Origin of the sequence: Moraxella ovis (genome assembly GCF_900453105.1) — a bacterium.
In the GTDB taxonomy this organism is placed as follows: Bacteria; Pseudomonadota; Gammaproteobacteria; order Pseudomonadales; family Moraxellaceae; genus Moraxella; species Moraxella ovis.
In genome coordinates this window covers 421,143-441,728 of record NZ_UGPW01000001.1, presented here as the reverse complement: position 1 = coordinate 441,728, position 20,586 = coordinate 421,143, and the positions used below count along the sequence as shown (strand labels likewise).

Annotated in this window: 18 protein-coding genes and 1 pseudogene; 12 read left to right on the top strand and 7 right to left on the bottom strand. The window is 43.9% G+C overall.

The window, feature by feature from the left end:
• The first annotated feature begins 128 nt into the window (after nt 1-128).
• The 3 genes from infC (at nt 129) to DYD54_RS11355 (ending at nt 1,087) form a co-directional block, all read left to right on the top strand.
• Nucleotides 129-626, top strand: coding sequence for a translation initiation factor IF-3 (gene infC, locus DYD54_RS02255; RefSeq protein WP_063513584.1), 498 nt, complete (start codon nt 129-131; stop codon nt 624-626).
• Nucleotides 627-688: 62 nt separating this feature from the next.
• Nucleotides 689-811 (top strand): hypothetical protein, encoded by a 123-nt coding sequence (locus DYD54_RS11710; protein ID WP_256594023.1) that lies wholly within the window; start codon nt 689-691, stop codon nt 809-811.
• Between the two features lie 108 nt (nt 812-919).
• Nucleotides 920-1,087 (top strand): hypothetical protein, encoded by a 168-nt coding sequence (locus tag DYD54_RS11355; protein WP_157079172.1) that lies wholly within the window; start codon nt 920-922, stop codon nt 1,085-1,087.
• Between the two features lie 145 nt (nt 1,088-1,232).
• Here the strand turns inward: DYD54_RS11355 and rimI are convergent, their stop codons facing one another.
• Nucleotides 1,233-1,694 (bottom strand): ribosomal protein S18-alanine N-acetyltransferase, encoded by a 462-nt coding sequence (rimI, locus tag DYD54_RS02250; protein WP_063513583.1) that lies wholly within the window; start codon nt 1,692-1,694, stop codon nt 1,233-1,235.
• A 93-nt stretch (nt 1,695-1,787) separates the two neighbouring features.
• Between rimI and rnr the strand changes: the two genes are divergently transcribed.
• Nucleotides 1,788-4,031 (top strand): ribonuclease R, encoded by a 2,244-nt coding sequence (gene rnr / locus DYD54_RS02245; protein WP_063513582.1) that lies wholly within the window; start codon nt 1,788-1,790, stop codon nt 4,029-4,031.
• Nucleotides 4,032-4,182: 151 nt separating this feature from the next.
• Entirely contained in the window at nt 4,183-5,421 is a 1,239-nt protein-coding gene (locus DYD54_RS02240; RefSeq protein ID WP_063513581.1) for a hypothetical protein, read from the top strand.
• Nucleotides 5,422-5,962: 541 nt separating this feature from the next.
• On the opposite strand, the gene DYD54_RS02230 is transcribed toward DYD54_RS02240, so the two are convergent.
• From DYD54_RS02230 to DYD54_RS02210, 5 genes and pseudogenes are all read right to left on the bottom strand, one after another.
• Complete coding sequence (locus tag DYD54_RS02230) at nt 5,963-7,405, bottom strand: alanine/glycine:cation symporter family protein (protein ID WP_063513579.1); 1,443 nt, start codon at nt 7,403-7,405, stop codon at nt 5,963-5,965.
• A gap of 96 nt (nt 7,406-7,501) precedes the next feature.
• Complete coding sequence (locus tag DYD54_RS02225) at nt 7,502-8,989, bottom strand: aldehyde dehydrogenase (protein WP_063513578.1); 1,488 nt, start codon at nt 8,987-8,989, stop codon at nt 7,502-7,504.
• An 11-nt stretch (nt 8,990-9,000) separates the two neighbouring features.
• Nucleotides 9,001-9,866: pseudogene (gene dapA, locus DYD54_RS02220) on the bottom strand (4-hydroxy-tetrahydrodipicolinate synthase).
• Between the two features lie 42 nt (nt 9,867-9,908).
• On the bottom strand, nt 9,909-11,186 hold the full coding sequence (locus DYD54_RS02215; RefSeq protein WP_063513577.1) for an NAD(P)/FAD-dependent oxidoreductase: 1,278 nt from the start codon (nt 11,184-11,186) through the stop codon (nt 9,909-9,911).
• A 1-nt stretch (nt 11,187) separates the two neighbouring features.
• Nucleotides 11,188-12,150: a proline racemase family protein gene (locus tag DYD54_RS02210; protein WP_046696138.1), complete on the bottom strand. Its 963-nt coding sequence runs from the start codon at nt 12,148-12,150 to the stop codon at nt 11,188-11,190.
• A gap of 168 nt (nt 12,151-12,318) precedes the next feature.
• On the opposite strand from DYD54_RS02210, the gene DYD54_RS02205 reads away from it, so the two are divergent.
• A complete protein-coding gene (locus DYD54_RS02205) occupies nt 12,319-13,113 on the top strand; it encodes an AraC family transcriptional regulator (protein WP_084260562.1) in 795 nt (264 codons plus the stop codon).
• Between the two features lie 328 nt (nt 13,114-13,441).
• Here the strand turns inward: DYD54_RS02205 and hisA are convergent, their stop codons facing one another.
• On the bottom strand, nt 13,442-14,167 hold the full coding sequence (hisA, locus tag DYD54_RS02200; RefSeq protein ID WP_063514927.1) for a 1-(5-phosphoribosyl)-5-[(5-phosphoribosylamino)methylideneamino]imidazole-4-carboxamide isomerase: 726 nt from the start codon (nt 14,165-14,167) through the stop codon (nt 13,442-13,444).
• A 454-nt stretch (nt 14,168-14,621) separates the two neighbouring features.
• Between hisA and DYD54_RS02195 the strand changes: the two genes are divergently transcribed.
• Genes DYD54_RS02195 through nqrF form a run of 6 tightly spaced genes read left to right on the top strand, consistent with a single transcriptional unit; the run spans nt 14,622 to nt 20,509 of the window.
• Nucleotides 14,622-15,968 carry a Na(+)-translocating NADH-quinone reductase subunit A gene (locus DYD54_RS02195; RefSeq protein ID WP_063513576.1) on the top strand — a complete coding sequence of 449 codons (1,347 nt, stop codon included), beginning with the start codon at nt 14,622-14,624 and terminating at the stop codon, nt 15,966-15,968.
• Nucleotides 15,969-15,971: 3 nt separating this feature from the next.
• Entirely contained in the window at nt 15,972-17,201 is a 1,230-nt protein-coding gene (locus tag DYD54_RS02190) for an NADH:ubiquinone reductase (Na(+)-transporting) subunit B (protein ID WP_063513575.1), read from the top strand.
• Nucleotides 17,185-17,994, top strand: coding sequence for a Na(+)-translocating NADH-quinone reductase subunit C (locus DYD54_RS02185; protein ID WP_063513574.1), 810 nt, complete (start codon nt 17,185-17,187; stop codon nt 17,992-17,994). The genes DYD54_RS02190 and DYD54_RS02185 overlap by 17 nt, the downstream gene beginning before the upstream one ends.
• Before the next feature lie 2 nt (nt 17,995-17,996).
• Nucleotides 17,997-18,659 (top strand): NADH:ubiquinone reductase (Na(+)-transporting) subunit D, encoded by a 663-nt coding sequence (locus tag DYD54_RS02180; RefSeq protein ID WP_036365960.1) that lies wholly within the window; start codon nt 17,997-17,999, stop codon nt 18,657-18,659.
• Nucleotides 18,659-19,267, top strand: a complete 609-nt coding sequence (gene nqrE, locus DYD54_RS02175) for an NADH:ubiquinone reductase (Na(+)-transporting) subunit E (protein ID WP_063513573.1) — start codon at nt 18,659-18,661, stop codon at nt 19,265-19,267. Before DYD54_RS02180 ends, nqrE begins: the two co-directional genes overlap by 1 nt.
• 9 nt (nt 19,268-19,276) lie before the next feature.
• Nucleotides 19,277-20,509 carry an NADH:ubiquinone reductase (Na(+)-transporting) subunit F gene (gene nqrF, locus DYD54_RS02170; RefSeq protein ID WP_063513572.1) on the top strand — a complete coding sequence of 411 codons (1,233 nt, stop codon included), beginning with the start codon at nt 19,277-19,279 and terminating at the stop codon, nt 20,507-20,509.
• Nucleotides 20,510-20,586: the final 77 nt, after the last annotated feature.

The window sequence follows — 20,586 nt, the reverse complement described above, 5'->3', positions numbered from 1 at the left end:
AAAAAACCATTCAAGAAACCGAATGGGTTTTATTAACACACCCCTTGAAATCCACACACTTTTTAAGTAGAATACAAAATTATCTTTTATTTGGAGTATAACCCATTAAACCGTCCAACCGCTTAAATGTGAATGAAGAGATTCGCGCTAAAGAAGTCCGTCTGGTCAAAGAAGACGGCGAACAACTTGGTGTAGTTAGTTTGGCAGATGCCTTACAAGCTGCCGGTGACGCTAATCTTGATTTGGTAGAAATCGTTGCTGATGCCAAACCTCCTGTTTGTAAAATCATGGACTACAAGCGCTACTTGTACGACCAAAAACAAAAAGCAAAAGAAGCCAAGAAGAACCAAAAACAGACGCAAGTTAAAGAAATTAAACTTCGTCCTGGTACAGAAGAAGCTGACTATCAAGTTAAACTTCGCAAAATCGTTGAGTTCTTGGGAGACAAGGATAAAGTTAAAGTTTCTATCCGTTTCCGCGGACGTGAGATGGCACACCAAGAGATCGGTAAAGCACAGCTTGAGCGCATCATTCAGGACACTGAAGAGATCGCCAGTGTTGAACAAGCGCCAAAAGTCGAAGGTCGTCAAATGGGCATGTTACTAGGCCCAGCCAAGAAAAAATAATTTATCTAAAGTAGCTCATCTGTATGAGCTACTTTTTTATTTGATGAAAAATGAGGATCATCATGAAAAAATATCTTTCATTGGTAGCTTTGGCTGCCGCCACATCATCCCAAGCTGCTGACTGGACGCCTGTCTTTGAGCATTTGCAGGTCGGTAAAAACGACAATGATAATGACATAACATGAACAATAAGACAAAGCATCTTTGAAGACACTCCCAAACCCAATCCTCCAACCAAAGAGGCCAGACAAGGCACCTACACTTCTATCCCAAAACCCTATCGAAAAAACATAATGCCTGCGAAGTTTATCAAGGGCAGAGAAAGTGAAGATGTGATGTTAAAAGGCATCGTTCCATTAAAGAATGCCACCCTATACGGCTATCCTCTACAAAGTCTAAACTACGATCTATACTGCCATGATTGCGACGGCACTTCTTTTATGCTACGTTTGCGCCCATGACCCTCTCTCAGCATAACTCCCTAGTTAAGAAGGTTAAGTTTAGATGTGTAAGAAGATATCTGCGGCGATCCACGCCACATAGCACGATTTGAAAAAGTTGGCAAAACCACCATACTTATTGTTGATGATGGCTGTTAATCAAGCCCTAAAGCAATTTCTGGAAAATTAACGCATCAATTTTTTGGTGCGTTTTTTTGTCCTGATAGTAGCTGGCTCTTGTGTCAATTTGATGAAAATCGAATTTTTTATATAACGCAATCGCTGCAAGATTATCCGCTCGTACCTCAAGCAAAATTCTCTCTGCTTGTTTTTCGATACAATGACTGGCAAGATGATTTAAAACTAAACTTCCAATGCCGTTTTTTTGACAATGCTTAGCTGCAGCAATGCGTAAGATCTCCGCGACTTCAAATACCGCCTGATAGATACAATAGCCTAGAACCTCTTGATCAGATTCGACCACAATCACTCCAGCACCAAATCCAGATAACACCGAAGAAATCGCCAGCACATCCCAAGCATCATCGAATAATTCGGACTCTAGACGCGCCAGTTTCTCCAAATAATCTTTGGTAACCAAGCCACCTTCTATTAACGAAACATTCATAAAATTTCACCCAAAAATCATCAACAAATGTGATATGATAACCTAGATTGAATGATAGTTTATATAATTTTGAAGAGAATATAGAGAATACTTATGTCGAAGAAAAAAACACCAACGTGGAACGACCCCAACGCCACCGATGAAGCCAATAAATACCAAAACCCCATTCCCTCCCGCCTACTTATCCTACAAACTGTCGCCCAAATGAACAATGACGGCAAACCTGCTACAGCGGAGAGTTTGGGACTGCATTTTGAGATTTTAGGCGATGATGAGCAATTTTTTGCCCTAAACAACCGCCTAAAAGCCATGCTAAGAGACAACCAACTAGAACGCACGGACGGCATTCATTTTAGCATTGCCCCCCTACCCACCACCGTAACAGGCAAGGTGTCGGCAAGTGCCAAAGGCTTTGGCTTTGTCGTGCTTGACGATATGCCCGACCTATTTATTCATGAAAAGCAGATGCGTGTGGTCTTTGACGGCGACACGGTAGAAGCGGTTGCCACCGAGTTTCGTGGCAAGCCCGAAGCCCGCATCCAAACCGTGCTACACCGTGCCAGTACCGAGTTTGTGGGCGTGCTTGATAGGGACGATGACGGCTATTTTGTCCAATTATCAGGAGCGAATACTCATCAGCCCATTACGCTGACCGATGATGACGTGGCTCATCATGGGGCGAGCTTGGGCGACAGCGTGAAAGTTGCTATCATTGATATGCCGACTTATCAAGAGTACGCCACAGGCAAGATTAGCGAGCTTTTGACCAATCTTAATGACCGTGAACTTATCATTGAAACGACCCTGCTAAACCACGCCATACCGCATGAGTTTAGCGGTGCCACCATAGAGCAAGCCAATGCCTATACCGAGCCGACTGATAAGGACATGAAAGGGCGGGTGGATTTGCGAGATTTGCCACTTATCACAATAGACGGCGAAGATGCCCGAGATTTTGACGATGCGGTCTATGCCTGCAAACGCTCGGGCGGTAATTACCGTGTCGTGGTTGCCATTGCGGACGTGAGCCACTATGTAACACCCCAATCTCCGCTTGACATGGACGCTTATGAGCGTGGCACGAGCGTGTATTTTCCCCACCGTGTCATCCCCATGCTCCCAGAAGTGCTGTCCAATGGGCTTTGCTCGCTAAACCCCAAAGTGGATCGCCTCTGCATGGTTGCCGACATCAGGCTGTCTCGTGTGGGCAAGGTTACAGGCTATGAGTTCTACCCTGCGGTCATGCACTCACAGGCTCGCTTGACGTATAATCAAGTAAACGCCTATTTTGACGACCCCACCAACGAAACCCTGCCCGATGATTTGGTCAAAAATCCTGACGTGTGCAAATCGGTAGATACCTTGTATCAGCTTTATCAGATTCTTGATAAAAAGCGTGAGGAACGAGGAGCGATGGCATTTGAGACGGCGGAGAGTTACATCGTCTTTGGCGAAGATGGCGACATCAAAGACATCAAAAAACACACTCGTGGCGACGCTCATAAACTCATCGAAGAGATGATGCTCCTTGCCAATACCTGTGGGGCAAATTTTGCCTTAAAGCATGAGTTGCCTGCCCTTTATCGTAACCACGACAAACCCAGCGATGAAAAGTCCGCCAAACTGTCCGAATACGTCAAATCGTTTGGGCTGTCTTTTCCGACTGAGTCGCCCACCCATGCTGATTATCAGCGTATCATCAAGGCAACCGAAGGGCGAGCAGATACCCAAAGCATTCATTCCATGCTCCTTCGCTCCATGATGCAAGCGAACTATAGCCCTGACAACATCGGGCATTTTGGCTTGGCGTATGATGAGTATAGTCATTTTACCAGTCCTATTCGCCGTTATCCCGACCTCATGCTCCACCGAGCCATTAAGGATAAAGTTACAGGCAACAAGCCCAAGCCTGCCATTTATAAAACCTTAGACGAGGCAGGCGAGCAGACCTCCACCACCGAACGCCGTGCCGAAGAAGCAAGCCGTCATGTGGAAGCCTGGCTGAAATGCCACTATATGCAAAGGCATTTGGGCGATGAGTTTGTGGGGACGATTACCACCGTAACGAGTTTTGGTTTGTTTGTTACGCTAAATGACTTGTTCATTGACGGATTGATTCACATCTCAAACCTATCTGCCGAGTACTATGAGTACAACGAGCGTGAACAAGCCTTGATTGGCGAGAAAGGCTCAATCTTTAAACTTGGCGAACAGCTTTTGATTAAGGTTGCTGGCGTGAATATGGATTTATTGCAAGTGGATTTTGCGTTGGTAGAAAAGACGGACAAAACACCCAAAAAAACCAAAACCAGTAAAGGTAAAAAGAAAAAATCCTAAACCACTCAACCTAACCGTAAAAGTCATTGGAGTATTCATCATGAAACAGGCACAACAATGAGCCAAATACTTTATCAATACGGCAAAATCACCAAAGCTGAACGCTACGACCATACAGGAAGACTCATTAAAACTTTGGATGTGCAGTAAAATGAATCATTTTCGCAAACTCGCCCTAACCTTAAGTCTTACCCTACTTGGGGCAAACTTATCCGCCTGTGCCAAACCCAGCACCGAACACACAAGCTCAACCAGTCAGTCCATGCGTGAGCGGTTTTATGCGTTCAGCGAGCTTGATTTATCTGAAGTGGGAGTTGCCAAACAAATCACCCTTGTTGATGACACCAGTCCACTCATCATCAATGACAAAGCCGAGCTTTGGCAAGTGCCACACCCAGACAAACCAATCAAACTCGCTAAGGGCGTATCATCAAGCGTCTCCGCTGTGGCAAAGTTTGATAAAGTGGCTTTTGCCGACAAAGATGGTTACTTTAACCTAATCCAAAATGGACAGCGTTACCACTCATCCATTCGCCTATCGCCCCACTCCGCCATGCTCATGCTACCTTTGGCAACCATTGCTGTGGAGGCTCATGATGACGGTACGGCAAGCCTTGTTCGCCTTGAAGTGGTAGGAAATCGTGTACAAGCAGTTGCTCGCTTTGGTTCTGTCATGCCAGACGCTCGCCCTGTACAAATCAATTTTACAGGCGATAATACCAACGGACACATTGCCGTCCTATCCCACCCAGACAGCAGAACTTATCGGCATGGCGCACTAGGCGATGATATTGAGGCAAGGCAGGTGCAATTTTTAGAACGGCATAGTCTTACACCGCTTAGCAAGCCCTTAACGGTTAGAGGCTTGGTTTTTGAGGCAAATACCTTTGAGATTTTACCTCACAGCAAGGGCAATCATTTGGTAACAACCATTGCAGGTGGTGGGCATGGAGCAAGCACGGTTGTTATTGGCAATGTAGATAACCAACTACAAATCATTGCCCAAAGCACACCTTTATCAAACAATCGCTGGCAGTCACCTTTTGTGTTTGGTGATAATCTTTATGCCATACAAATGCCCCATTTGGTCGGACGGTTTGTCAAATACATACAATCTGGCGATCAACTGAATGAAGAAGTCTTGGGCGAAGGTTACTCTAATCATGCGATTGGTAAATTTGATACCAATTTGGTGGCAGGTCGTAACAATTTTGCTCTCACTCCCCATAAAGGCTATCGTCAAATCAGTATTTTGACCGCCGAGGGCGATATTGTATCTTTATCTGATAACTTGCCAGCACCTATCATCAAAATTCTCTCCAATGATAATCAAGCCTATCTACTACTTAGCAATGGCACAATTTGGGTGTTGAATGCTCAGACTCAATAGACAAAATCCCTGCTCTGTCCCACTCAAAGTCTGATGCCATATGGTTTTAAATAGGTTTTATGGAAATTAAAAAACATGCCATAACCATGACTCTACAAATACCAAGAGAAATGGTCAAAAACAAGGTAAGCAAGAAAGACGGCGTAGGAATGTTTTTTGGTATTTTGTTGAGAGAGCTGACATCAGCAATGATCAAATTTGGCAAGAATACACACAAGGAAAATAAACTTATAAACAGCTTGCTAAGAGGCACAACCTATCAGTCAGAACCACCATGCAAAAACGACTTGATAAGGTATCAGAAGGACTGTTTAGTCATGTTAAACAGTCCTTGCACTATTATCAAAGACCAATCAAACACAAAATACAGAAGTTTATTGGGAGTTTCTTGCATTATATCAACCCACCCTCCACTTGATATTCCCTTTTCTGCAAACAGGAAAATATCCATTAAAGAATAGGGTGGGGATTATAGCGAGAAGGTATCTATTGTGCTGTTTTTAATAACACCCCATTCAATGATACATATCTTAGGTATTCATCAGCGGTGTTTATCGCTATACTCCACCCAAAAATCTGCATTTTCAATACCCACCTTTCTGGGATCAAATACTGGATCTAAGCCTTGCTTCATCTGATTATCATAGTCTTTTAGAACCTTGAAAGCTACTCTGCTTAGCAGCAGGATGGCGATGAAATTTAAATAACACATAACACCAAAACCAATATCGCCCAATGCCCACATCATACCCGCTGATTGCACGCTACCAAAGAAACAGATTATCAAAAATGCGACCTTAAGTACAGTTTTTAAATAAGGATAACGCAATTGATTATCCAAGTATACCAAGGCTGTCTCGGCAATATAATAATAGGCAAGCAAGCAGGTCCAGGCAAACAAGAATATAGCCAATGCAACAAATGCTGGTCCAAAGTCAGCAAAAATAGTTGAAACCGCCGCTTGGGTAAATGCTGTACCAGCGGCAACACCAGGCATATTTTCAACCAACATAGTGCCATCTGGACCTTGAACATTATACATGCCTGTTGACAAAATCATCAATGCTGTAGCGGTGCATACAAGCACTGTGTCCACATAGACAGAAAATCCCTGTACGAGACCCTGCTTGGCAGGATGTGAAACTTCTGCAGCAGCAGAACTGAATGTCGCCTCGCCTGCACCAGCAACATTAGAGAAGACTGCACGGCGAACACCCCAAGAAATTGCCATACCAACGATGCCACCAAACACAGCATCCATACCAAACGCACTTTTTACAATCAAAGCAATCATACTAGGAATGGCAACGGCATTAAAGGTTAAAATCACCAACATCATAAGAATGTAGAAGATTGCCATAAAAGGAATGACTTTGTCGGCAAATCTAGCAATACGCTTAATGCCACCAAAAATGATAAAAGCCAAAGGCACAATGACCATCAATCCTGTCACTATGGGCGATAATCCAAAAGCGGTTTTGAATGAATCACTGATGGTGTTTGCCTGCACGCCTGGCACAAGTACACCGTACGATAGGCAAACTACAGCGGCGACAAATATCGCAAAAGACTTCATCTTTAAGCCTTTTTCAATATAATAAGGCGAGCCACCACGATACTGCTTATCTGAGCTTTCTTTATAGACTTGTGCTAAAGTAGATTCAATAAAAGCACTGGCACCGCCCAACAGTCCCATGACAATCATCCAAAAAACCGCCCCTGGACCACCAGCTGCAATCGCAGTAGCTACGCCAGCAATATTACCCACGCCAATACGACCAGATAACGCCATACAAAACGCCTGAAATGAAGTAACACCTTGATCTGAATTATTCTTATCAAACAATAGACGAATCATTTCTTTTAGATAGCGAAATTGCACACCTTTTGTAGCGATGGTGAAGTAGATGCCTACAGCCAAAGCCAGATATACCAGAGCATCACTCCAAATACAACCTACTACGGTATTGATGAAATCTTCCATATTCATTTCCTTGAGTTGTATAAACCCCACCAATGGAATATACATCCCAAAGGTTTTGCATTTAATGCATGGTAGGGTCTTGAATGTCCTTATTACTTAGCAAATCGCCCAAATGGTCTTGGTTTGACAGTATTGCTCCAACGCCTCAATCCCATTATCTCGACCACCAAATCCTGATTGCTTATAGCCACCAAATGGGGTTGTGATGTCACCCTCTGAAAATCCATTAATAGATATTGTGCCTGCTTGTATTTTTCTGGCAACCGTCAATGCACACTTAAGACTTTGGGTATAGAACGATGCAGCTAGACCGTAACTGCTATCATTCGCCAAATTGATAGCTTCTTCCCTACTCTCAAATGTCGTCACAGCCAAAATAGGACCAAATACCTCCTCTTTAAACAAAGTCATGTCAGCAGTCACATTATCAAAAATCGTCGGCTCGATATACCATCCACTACCCAAGTCTGAAAGCAAATTGCCACCCGTTGCCAGTGACGCCCCCTCTGATTTGGCGGTTTCTAGGTAATGAACCACCTTGTTCAAGTGTGCTTGTTCAATCATGGGTCCTAAGACAACATCGTCATGGCGTGGGTCGCCAATTTTCCAAGCAGACAAGCCTTCAATCAACTTTTCAAGTAGAAGCTGCTTTTTACTGCTATGCACCAATAATCTAGAGCCACAGCTACAGTTTTCACCCATATTCCAAAATGCTGCAGATAGTACATTGTTAATCATATTTTCATCAATGATAGCATCCTCAAAGATAATCTGCGGACTTTTACCCCCACACTCCAAAACAATCTCTTTAAGATTACTTTGTGCCGAATACTGCAAGAATAAACGCCCAACTTCGGTTGAACCAGTAAAGGATACCATATCAATATCCATATGCTTGCCAATAGCAGCACCCACCACTTCACCTCGACCACAGATCATCTGCAGGGCATCTTTTGGTACACCTGCCTCATAAGCCAATTCAATCATGCGGTACGCTGAAAGACTGGTAAGCTCAGCAGGCTTTACAATAACGCTGTTGCCCATGATGAGTGCAGGTGCTACTTTCCATGCAAACATTTGAGCTGGAAAGTTCCATGGTAGTACAGCACCCACCACACCAATCGGCTCTTTAACAATCCATGAAACAACACCATTATCCGTTGGTGCAACTTTGCCAAAAACCTTATCAATCGCCTCAGCATACCAATCAAAAGTATCTAGCGTTGCTGGCATATCGGTATTGATGCACTCACTAATTGGCTTGCCTGCATCAATACAGTCCAATGCCGCCAATTCTTCGACATGTTCTTTTAGTAGATCCGACCATGCTTGCATAATCTTCTTTCGTTCAGCAGGATGCTTATCCCTCCAAGTACCTTTATTAAAGCAATTACGAGCTGATGCCACCGCTTGATTGACATGCTCTTCGGTGGCATCGTCAATTTTACCAATGACACTGTTGTCAATTGGAGTAGTGTTTGGCATTGTGGCTTGACACGGACTGGCATCAACAATTAAATTGCCTGCATACAATACACCCTGCTTTGCTGCCTCAAAAACAGCTTCTTTATTTTTTGCCATCATAATACACAACCTTAACCATTTAACAATGATAAAAACGCTTGTTTATCTTCATCACGAACATCAACCAATGGCAAGCGTACGCCACCAACATCAATTGTACCTTTCAAGCAACCAATTTTGGCTTTTTGATTATAATCGCCAGATTCCATTGAATGAATGGCGGGATAAATCTCTGTCATAATACGGCGTGCCTCATCCCAATCGCCATTGCAAGCAGCTTGATAAATCGCAACTTGCTCTTCTGGAAAGACATTAGCAGCCCCCGCAATCCAACTTCTTGCCCCCCAAAAGAAGAAGTCAACAGGCTGATCATCACAGCCACAAACAATCTCAAAATTTTCAAACTTAGCTTGTAGCATACGAAGTGCGTGGCTAAAATTACCACTACTTTCTTTGATGCCCACAATGTAAGGATGCTTAGATAAACGCTCAACAGTTTCAAATTCAATATTCACACCCACTCGAGCAGGAAAATTATACATAATGATTGGCAGTTTTACCGCATCGGCCACTTTTTCAAAATGAGCAATAATGCCTGCTTGTTCCGGCAGACTATATGGGTTTGTTGATAGCATTAACCCCTCATAACCCATCTCCTTGGCTTGATGAGCAAGCTCAATGGTGTGGTCAGTTGACAAACTATTCACCCCAGCAATCAGACTGACTTTGCCTTTGGCATGCTTGGCGATGGTTGTCATTACCACTTCACGCTCTTTTTGTGATAGGTGTAGTATTCACCAGTTGTACCGCAAGCAACGATACCAGCCACACCTTTGTCAATAAAAGAATTAACCAACTTTTGCAATGTTGGCACATCCACTGCACCATTTTTGTCAAATGGAGTAACAATTGGCACCAAAATACCATGGATATTCATATAGCTTCTCCTTAATTTAGCTATGTTTAATTAAATTAACTGTCAATCAAAATCACCTATATTAGAGCGACCAAATCGCTCTAGCTTATACGGATTGCGATCAATAGCTGATGGTTGATTAAAGTACAAATCACTAATTAGTTGTGCACTGATCACTGCTTGTGTTAGCCCTAAATGCTGATGTCCAAAATTCAGATAGACCCTTCCAAGCTTATCAATAACAGGTAATGAATCTGCTGTAGAAGGTCTAAATCCCATCCAAGGTTCAGATTGTGAATCATCTAAATTTTGCTTAAACATGGGGTTGGCAAGCTTAAGCAGGTTATAAGCACGCTGCATATTGGCCAGCTTTTTAAGCCCTGCAAATTCAACCGTACCCGCCAATCTAAGTCCTGCATACATCGGCGTCATAATAAAACGACGGTCCATGCTTGTTACGGGCACGCAAAGACGGCTTGATTCATTGGGTAGCATCAAATGATAGCCCCGCTCTGTGTCCAGTGCAACTTCAACGCCTGTCGCTTGCATTACCAAGGGTTTTGAGAATGCTCCTGCACTAATTATAATGTGCGGAGCAAGAATCTCACCCTTAGTAGTTATCAAACGCACAGTCTGTTCTGTGGCGTCAATTTTATTGACCTTACAATTCTCGCAAATGACACCACCCATTCCAACAAAGTGAGCAATCAATACTTTGTATACCCCCTCTAAATTACTGATATGACCGGTATTAGGGAAAAATAACGCACCTAATTGATTGCTTGCCAATGCAGGCTCTCGTTCTGCCAGCTCATCTTGAGAAACAAAGTCATTTGCCACACCAAGAGCAGCTAATTTCTCACCATGTTGCTTTAGTTGCAATAAAGAAGATTGGGATTCAGCTGTCAGCAGAGAGCCGTGAGTATGAACCCACTTATCCAAGCCCCACTTGTCTGCAAAATTCTGCCAAGCAGATAGGCTAACACCATTTATCTGCTTTAACGCCTCATGAGTTCTTTGAAATGACTCATCTCTCATAGATAACAACAGCTTGATTGCCCACGGAAACAGTTTTGGCAAATAAGCCCAATCCAATCTCAACGGACCAAGCGGATCAAAGAGCATTGAGGGTAGTTGCTTAATAACGCTTGGATCTGCAATGGGAAAAACCTGCTCCGTTGCAATATGTCCTGCATTGCCCAAAGAAGCACCAGCACCTACCGTACCAGCCTCCAAAATTACCACAGACTGACCTTGAGACTGCAATCGCATTGCCGTACACAATCCAATCACACCGCCACCAATGATATAAAAATCAGCATCAGTCTTAATTTCACTCATTTTAAAACCCCCAACGAAATGGATCATGCGCCTGCATTACAAGTTTGGTTTCAGCACTAATATACGCACTTCCTCTGATTGTTGGGATAATTGTTACGCTTTCAGATTGATTATAGCCATCATCACCAAGCTCATAGCTTGCCAAAAATACGCTACCAATGATACTTTCCTGCCGCCAAATGGTGGTTGGCTTAAGTTTATTATCAGCAGCCAAACAAGCAACTTTGGCACTAGTGCCTGTCCCACAGGGTGAACGATCGTACGCCCCACCTGGACAAAGAACGAAACTTTTGCTATCAGCGATATTAGATTTGCCAAACAGTTCAATATGATCAATCTCGCCACCATCATCACCTGTAATACCCTGATTTTTAAGCGCTGATTTAATTTTTAGACTCACTTGCGTTAATTGCTTGATATTTGAAGGTTGCAAATCTTGCCCATGATCATTGATTAAGAAGAACCAATTACCACCCCATGCGATATCACCATGGATAATGCCTAGGTCAGGTACATTTACCACCACTTGTTTGCGGTAACGATAAGATGGCACATTACGAATGCTACAACTACCATCTTCATGCAGTGTTGCTGTAACAATCCCAACTGGAGTTTCTAATCGATGATCGCCAACACCAATTTTCCCTTGATAGGCCAAAGAAGTAATCACGCCAATACTGCCATGTCCACACATGCCAAGATATCCTTCATTATTAAAGAAGATAACACCTGCCACAGCAGAATCATCACTTGGCGGCACAAGCAAGGCACCAACCATCACTTCGCTACCACGAGGTTCCAAGATAATAGATCGGCGAAGATGGTCATAATTTTGTTTAAAATCCTTCAACTTCTCAGCAACACTCCGTCCAATCAATTCAGGAAATCCCTTATAAATCATGCGTGTAGGCTCACCTCCTGTGTGCGAGTCAATTAGGTGTAGAGAAAAATTTTGATGACTCATAAATCTTATTCCTGTTTTAATGCCTCAATTAATCCTTGAGTTTATGTTAGTGATTTTTTAAAAACCAAGCTTGATATATTTCTTTAAAAAAACGCCGAATTTAGCACAATTTGCATACAATCAATCATTCAGATTTGATACAATGCACCATACTTTGGAGCAAAAAGCATGCACACATACGCCTTACCCCAATTACAAATACTAGGGTTTAATAAAAATAGTGCCGATATCCAATATCTGGTTAATGATTTTGATAGCTTCATCACCAGTATCCAAGCCATCATTCCCCTTCTTGATCTGCTAAGCTCAACAGTGTTTTTTATAAAAAACACTCAAGCACAATACATGGCGGTGAATCAAACGTTAAAAACTAGGCTAGATGTCAATAATGATGCACAAATTATTGGCAGAACTCCTACTGAGATGTTTGGCGACAAACAAGGGAGGGAGTATATGATACAAGACCTAAAAGTTTTGGAAGGCTCTCCCATCGTAGACAGGTTAGAACTACATACTTATCCATCTGGCAAGCTAGGTTGGTGCATTACACACAAAATCCCAATTTATAATAAAACAAATGAAATCATAGCAATGGTCGGTGTTTCCATTGATATTGACAAGGATAATAGCTACAAATTAAAAGCCCATGAAAAGCTTGCAGTAATCATTAATTATATGCAAGACAATGCTGAGCACAAAATTACCATCAATAAACTTGCAACCATAGCAGGACTTAGTATTTCTGGACTGGAGAGACTATTTCGTTCAGTATTAAACCTATCACCACAGCAAATGTTGCAAAAAATTCGTCTAGAAAAAGCTGTCAAATTACTACAAAACCCCAATGAATCGGTGATTGAGATTGCCATTCAGTGCGGATATACAGACCACAGTGCATTTAGTAGACAGTTTAAGCAGCTTACAGGTTTGTCACCCAGTGATTTTCGCAAAAGGATGATTTAGCTGTACTTATAGCACTTTGCCATACATTGCTTTTATATCACAAAATTGAAAAAGCCATACTATGATTAACACGAGCCATTGCATCATTTTGGCATTTGCAGGATAAGCGGGGATGATTATATTGCTCATCACCTGATTTCAAAGTCAAGTTAATCTATTAACTTTTAATACAGTTATTAAACTATTACCAGTAGAGTAGAATTGTTGACACAAGGCATTGCTTATCTACTACTTAGCAATGGCACAATTTGGGTGTTGAATGCCCATCAAAACAACTAAATGCCGTCCAATAAAAAAGAGCGAATCATCTCGCTCTTTTTTATTGTGCTTATTTATCCAAAAAGGTCTGTGCTGCCGACAGATCCAGCGTCCCTTCATAGATGGCGCGCCCTGTAATCGCGCCTAGCAGGTATTCGCTATACGGTTTTAGCTGCTCAACATCACTTATGTTGGTAACGCCGCCTGAAGCAATGACAGGCAGTCCACACGCTTTGGCAAGATTAACCGTCTCATCGATGTTCACGCCTTGCATCATGCCATCTTTGGCGATGTCGGTATAGACGATCGATGACACGCCCGCGTCCGCGAATCGCTTAGCAAGGTCAGTGGCCTTGGTATCGGTGACATTCGCCCAGCCGTGCGTTGCCACATAGCCATTTTTGGCATCGATGCCCACGATGATAGAGTTGGGGAATTCACGACACGCTTCATCAACGAACTCAGGATTTTCTAATGCTTTTGTGCCGATGATGATGTAGTTTAGCCCTGCTGACAAATAATGCTCGATCGTCGATAAACTGCGCACCCCACCACCCAGCTGAATGGGCAAATCTGGATAAGCTTTGGCGATTGCTGTTACCACATCTTTATGAACAGGCACACCATCAAACGCTCCATTCAAATCCACCAAATGCAGACGTCTAGCACCCTGCTCCACCCACTGAGTCGCCATCGCCACAGGGTCATCGCTAAATACCGTATCATCCTCCATGCGTCCTTGTTTTAGACGTACACATTTGCCATCTTTTAGGTCAATGGCAGGGATAATCAACATTGACATAACACACCTTTTAATATAAATTAACAATAAATCATTTCAATAGTTACTCAAGGATTTTAACAAATTTCCCACAAAATTTGGCAACATTTTTAAAAAAATATCAAATCATTTCTCAGTTATTCAAAAAGACAATTAAAATCATTCACTTAACCTTATTTTTATTAGCGAATTTGCCGAAAAGTCTGTAATTTTTTGTCAATTTAGCGTATAATAGAAAGGTTTATTGCACGCTTAGCAGATTTGGCAAAATAACAGCAATATAGTTGTGATATGCCAAGCGGCGTTTGTATAAATTCCTTTGGACAAAAGCAACTTACCAGTTGGCGATGCCACGCCAGTAAGTTTTGGATGTTTCTTGGAAAATTGGTAGCCAGCCGTTCAGGTAGCCACGTTTTAACTTGGGGTTGCCCGCGCTGGTGTGTTTTGGTCTTAATTTAAGTATCCGCTTATGATTACCATCAAAAAAGGCTTGGACTTGCCCATCTCGGGCGAACCCGCCAACGAGATTAGCGAACACACGCCAACTCACGTTGCGCTTATCGGTTATGACTATATCGGTATGCGTCCAACCATGAGTGTAAAGGAAGGCGATACCGTCGCCAAAGGGCAAGTGTTGTTTGAAGACAAAAAACGCGCGGGTGTTAAATATACTGCCCCTGTGAGCGGTCGCATCGTTTCTGTGAATCGTGGCGAACGCCGTGTGTTTGAAAGCATCGTCATCGCTGCTAACCCTAGCGCAGCAGATGAAGTTACCTTTAATGCCTATGCAGCCGCAGACCTTGCGTCTATTGATCGTGAAGCAGTGAAAGAACAATTGGTGGCTTCAGGTGAATGGACAGCATTCCGCACTCGTCCTTTTAGTCGCACGCCAGAAATCAACAGTGTGCCTTCAGCGATCTTTGTAACCGCTACGGACACCAACCCTCTAGCCATCGATCCTGTGCGCATCATTAATGACAGCATCGATGCATTCAATGATGGCTTGGCAGTTATCTCAACGCTGTCGCCAAAGACTTACGTCTGCCATGGCGAAACAGCACCTGCCAAAGCAACGAACGTCGCTAATGACACCGTTTATGAAGGCTTTACAGGTAAGCACCCAGCAGGTAACGCTGGCACGCACATTCACTTTTTGCACCCACTAGGACGCGGCGCAAGTGTATGGACAATCGGCTATCAAGACGTAATCGCCATCGGTAAGCTATTCACTACTGGTCGCATCTACACCGACCGCGTGATTAGCCTTGCAGGCCCTGCGGTTAATAACCCACGTCTTATCCGCACCACTCGCGGTGCTGATTTAGCAGAATTAACCACCAACGAGCTTAAAGGCAATGACAATCGCGTCATCTCAGGTTCGGTGCTATCAGGTCGTGCTGCTGCTGGCAACATTGCCTACCTAGGTCGCTTCCACAACCAAGTATCAGCATTGGCTGAAGGTCGTGAACGCCCTGCCTTGCACTTCTTTACCCTGGGTGCAAATCGCTTCTCCATGCTGCCGATCTACATCTCGCAGTTCTTCGGTGGCAAAAAATACGACTTTACCACATCTACCAATGGCTCACCTCGTGCGATGGTACCAATCGGTTCATTCGAAAAAGTCATGCCACAAGACTACCTGCCAACTCAGCTACTTCGCTCACTCATCGTAGGCGACATCATCGAAGCAGTAGAGCTTGGTGCGCTTGAGCTTGATGAAGAAGATTTGGCGTTATGCACCTTTGTGTCACCTGGTAAATACGAATTTGGTGATATTTTGCGTGATAACTTGACCCGTATTGAGCAGGAAGGCTAAACGATGAAATTTATTCACAATATCTTTGACCGTATGGAGCCATCCTTCACAAAAGGTGGTAAGTACGAAAAATATTATGCCGTCTTTGAGATGTTTGACACGTTTTTCCGTCAACCAAGCTCTCAGACGTACAGCGCCTCTCACGTGCGTGATGGTATCGACCTAAAGCGCATCATGATTACCGTATGGTTATGTACTTTCCCTGTGGTGTTTTGGGGTATGTACAACGTCGGTTTTCAAGCGCTAACTGCCATTAGTCAACTTGGTCTTGAACCAACAGGCTGGCGCACAGCCATCACTGGCATGGCAGGCTATGATCCTAATAGCATCTGGGCGTGCTTCGTCTATGGCGCGATGCAATTCCTACCCATCTACGCGGTGACTTTTGCAGTAGGTATCCTATGGGAAATCATCTTTGCTGTCGTGCGTGGACACGAAGTGAACGAAGGCTTCTTCGTCACTTCTGTGCTATTTGCCCTATCACTACCACCAGATGTACCACTATGGCAAGTTGCCCTAGGTATTAGCTTCGGTGTGGTTGTTGCCAAAGAAGTATTTGGCGGTACCGGTAAGAACTTCCTTAACCCTGCCCTTGCTGGTCGTGCGTTCTTATATTTCGCTTACCCTGCTTATATGTCTGGCGATGCGGTCTGGACAGCGGTAGACGGCTTTAGTGGCGCGACACCATTAGGTCTAGCAGCAGCTGGCGTAAGCCCTGATCAGTTCGTGAACGCCTATGGTCAAGTGATCACTTGGACAGATGCATTCTTGGGTAACATGCAAGGCTCTATCGGTGAAGTATCAACCCTTGCCATCTTGATTGGCGCGGTAGGTCTACTATGGACGAAGATCGCTTCATGGCGTGTGATCGCAGGTTCTGTGATTGGTCTTGTGGTGACTGCATTCATCTTCAACCTAATCGGCGGCGAAAACCCAATGATGAGCCTTGCGCCACATTGGCACCTAGTTATTGGTGGCTTCATGTTCGGTGCGGTATTCATGGCAACTGACCCTGTATCAGCAGCACATACCAACACAGGTCGCTGGTGCTATGGTCTATTGATCGGCTTTATGACTGTGGTTATCCGTGTGGTAAACCCTGCTTTCCCAGAGGGCATCATGCTGGCCATCCTATTCGCCAACTTGTTCGCCCCACTATTTGACTACTTCGTCAAACAAGCCAATATCAAACGTCAAACAGCACGGAGATTGCGTCATGTCAGCCAAAAATAGTAATGTTAGCACCGCAGTCACAGCACTGATTTTGTGCTTGGTCTGCTCGGTGATGGTTTCTGCGGTTGCTGTTGGGTTAAAATCAAAGCAACAAGAAAATGCCCGTCTTGATTTGAACAAAAATATCTTGATGGCAGCAGATATGTATGACCCTGAAACAGATTCTTCCAGTGTCATTCCAGAGCGTTTTGCCGACTTTGATGTCCGCTTGGTGAACTTGCAAACTGGTAAATTTGCCACTGATCAAGAAATTTCAGCCGCCGGCATCAATGATGTGGATGGCTATGATGTGTCAAAAGCAGCACGCACGCCTTATTTATCCACCTCATTAGTGGATGACATCGCCAAAATTGGCGGTAAGCCTAACTTTGCGAAAGTATATTTGGCAAAAGACGCCAATGGTGAGATCGATCAAATCGTTCTGCCCATTCACGGCGCTGGCTTGTGGGGTCCGATTTTTGGTCTTTTGACCTTGGATAAAGATTTAAACACTGTCAAAGGCGTGAATTTTTATCAACACAAAGAAACTCCGGGTCTAGGTTCGCGCATCGAAGAGCCTCAGTGGCAAGAGACTTGGGTGGATAAAGAGCTATATAACGAAGATGGTTCTAGAAAAATCGCCGTTGTCAAAGCAGGTACAGCGCGTGAAGGTCAAGTTGATGGCATCAGTGGTGCAACTTTGACCATCCGCGGTGTGAACAATCTACTACAGTACTGGATTGGTGAAGATGGTTATAAGCCATTTTTGGATAATCTAAAAGCTGGTCAAGCAGGCAATGGCGAAGGAGTGTAATCATGGCTGATACCAAAAGCATTTTAACAACGCCGATTTTTGACAATAACCCAATTGCACTACAGATTTTGGGTATTTGCTCGGCACTTGCGGTCACCACAAGCGTTGCAAACGCTTTGGTTATGTGTATCGCACTAACCTTAGTTACGGCATTTTCAAGCTTTTTTATCTCGATTATCCGTAATAAAATTCCCTCATCCATTCGTATTATTGTACAGATGGTTATTATTGCTTCATTGGTCATCGTGGTTGATCAGATTTTGCAAGCTTTCGCTTATGAAATCAGCCGTTCGTTATCGGTATTCGTCGGTCTGATCATCACCAACTGTATCGTTATGGGTCGAGCTGAAGCATTTGCCATGAGTAATCCGCCTGTACCTAGCTTTTTAGATGGTATTGGTAATGGCTTGGGCTACTCAGCAGTATTGATTTTTGTTGCGACGATCCGTGAAATCATCGGTAATGGCAGCTGGTTTGGTATTACTTTACTTGAAAAAGTGACTGAGGGCGGCTGGTATATCCCTAACGGTCTTTTGTTATTACCGCCTTCTTCATTCTTTGTCATTGCAGGCTTTATTGCATTGGTTCGCCTTTGGAAAAAAGATCAGCACGAGCCAGCAGAATTTGTGATGAAGCCACAGTCTAAAGGCATGGGAGGACACTAATGGGACATTACATCAGTTTATTCATTACGTCCGTATTCATCGAGAACATGGCACTTGCCTTCTTCTTGGGTATGTGTACGTTTTTGGCAGTCTCCAAGAAGGTCTCAACTGCCATCGGTCTAGGTATCGCTGTTATCGTGGTAATGGCAATCTGTGTACCGCTAAACAACCTACTTTACCAATTCCTTCTTAAAGATGGCGCGCTTGCGTGGGCAGGTTTCCCGAATACCGATCTGTCATTCCTGGGTCTGCTTAGCTACATCGCTTTGATTGCAGCCACAGTACAGATTTTGGAGATGTTCTTAGATAAATTTGTACCTGCTCTATATAACGCTCTGGGTGTATTTCTTCCGTTGATCACCGTAAACTGTGCCATCATGGGTGGCGTACTGTTCATGGTAGAGCGTGATTATAACTTCGCTGAATCTGTCGTGTATGGCGTGGGTTCTGGCTTGGGTTGGGCGTTGGCGATTGCTGCATTAGCAGGTATTCGCGAGAAACTTAAATACTCAGACGTCCCTGCCCCACTTCGTGGTCTTGGCATTACCTTTGTTACTGTCGGACTGATGTCGCTTGGCTTCATGTCGTTTGGCGGTATGAGTTTATAAGGAGAGAACATGTTTGGTACAGCATTAGGCGGTGTCGCCATGTTTACCGCCATTATCATGAGCTTGGTGGTGGTGATTTTGATAGCACGCTCGCGCCTTGTCAGCTCAGGCAAGGTAACGATCAATATCAATGACAATCCTGACAACAACGTCACCACAGCTGCAGGTGGTAAATTACTACAAACCCTAGCTGGCGAAGGTATCTTCCTATCATCAGCTTGTGGTGGTGGTGGTACTTGTGGTCAGTGTCGCTGTAAAGTACTTGACGGTGGTGGTTCAATCCTACCTACCGAAGAAGGTCATTTTACTCAAGGTGAAATCCGTGAAGGCATGCGTTTGGCGTGTCAGGTTGCGGTAAAACAAGACATGAAGATCGAGATCGATCCTGAATTCTTCGATGTCAAAAAATGGGAATGTGAGGTTATCTCTAACGAAAACGTAGCAACGTTCATAAAAGAGCTTACCTTGAAGATTCCTGAGGGCGAAGTTGTACCGTTCCGTGCAGGCGGTTATGTGCAGTTAGAAGCGCCACCGCACGAAGTACACTATAAAGACTTTGACATCGCCAAAGAATATCATGAAGATTGGGATAACTTTGACCTATGGCGCTATACATCTAAGGTTGATGAACCTGTGATCCGTGCTTATTCGATGGCCAACTACCCAGAAGAAAAGGGTATCATCAAGTTTAACATTCGTATTGCAAGTCCTCCGCCGCGTGGTCCTGAAGGCATCCCACCAGGCAAGATGTCATCTTATGTATTTAGCCTAAAACCAGGTGACAAGATCACCGTATCTGGCCCTTATGGTGAATTCTTCGCAAAAGACACCAAGGCTGAGATGGTATTCATCGGTGGTGGTGCAGGTATGGCACCGATGCGTTCACACATCTTTGACCAATTAAAACGCCTAAAATCAGATCGTAAAATCAGCTTCTGGTATGGTGCGCGTTCTAAGCGTGAGATGTTCTACGTTGAAGATTATGACGGTCTGGCAGCAGAATTCGACAACTTCGAATGGCACGTTGCCCTGTCTGATCCACAGCCTGAAGACAACTGGGAAGGTTACACTGGATTCATTCATAACGTGCTTTATGAAGAGTATCTAAAAGACCACCCAGCACCAGAAGACTGTGAATTCTATATGTGTGGTCCTCCGGTGATGAATGCTGCAGTTATCAAGATGCTCAAAGATTTGGGCGTAGAAGATGAAAACATCTTACTTGATGACTTCGGTGGCTAATCCCGACCAACAAAAAATCCACTCCATGCGAGTGGATTTTTTACTTTATAAACAATCCCGCCTTGTCCTTTTTGATA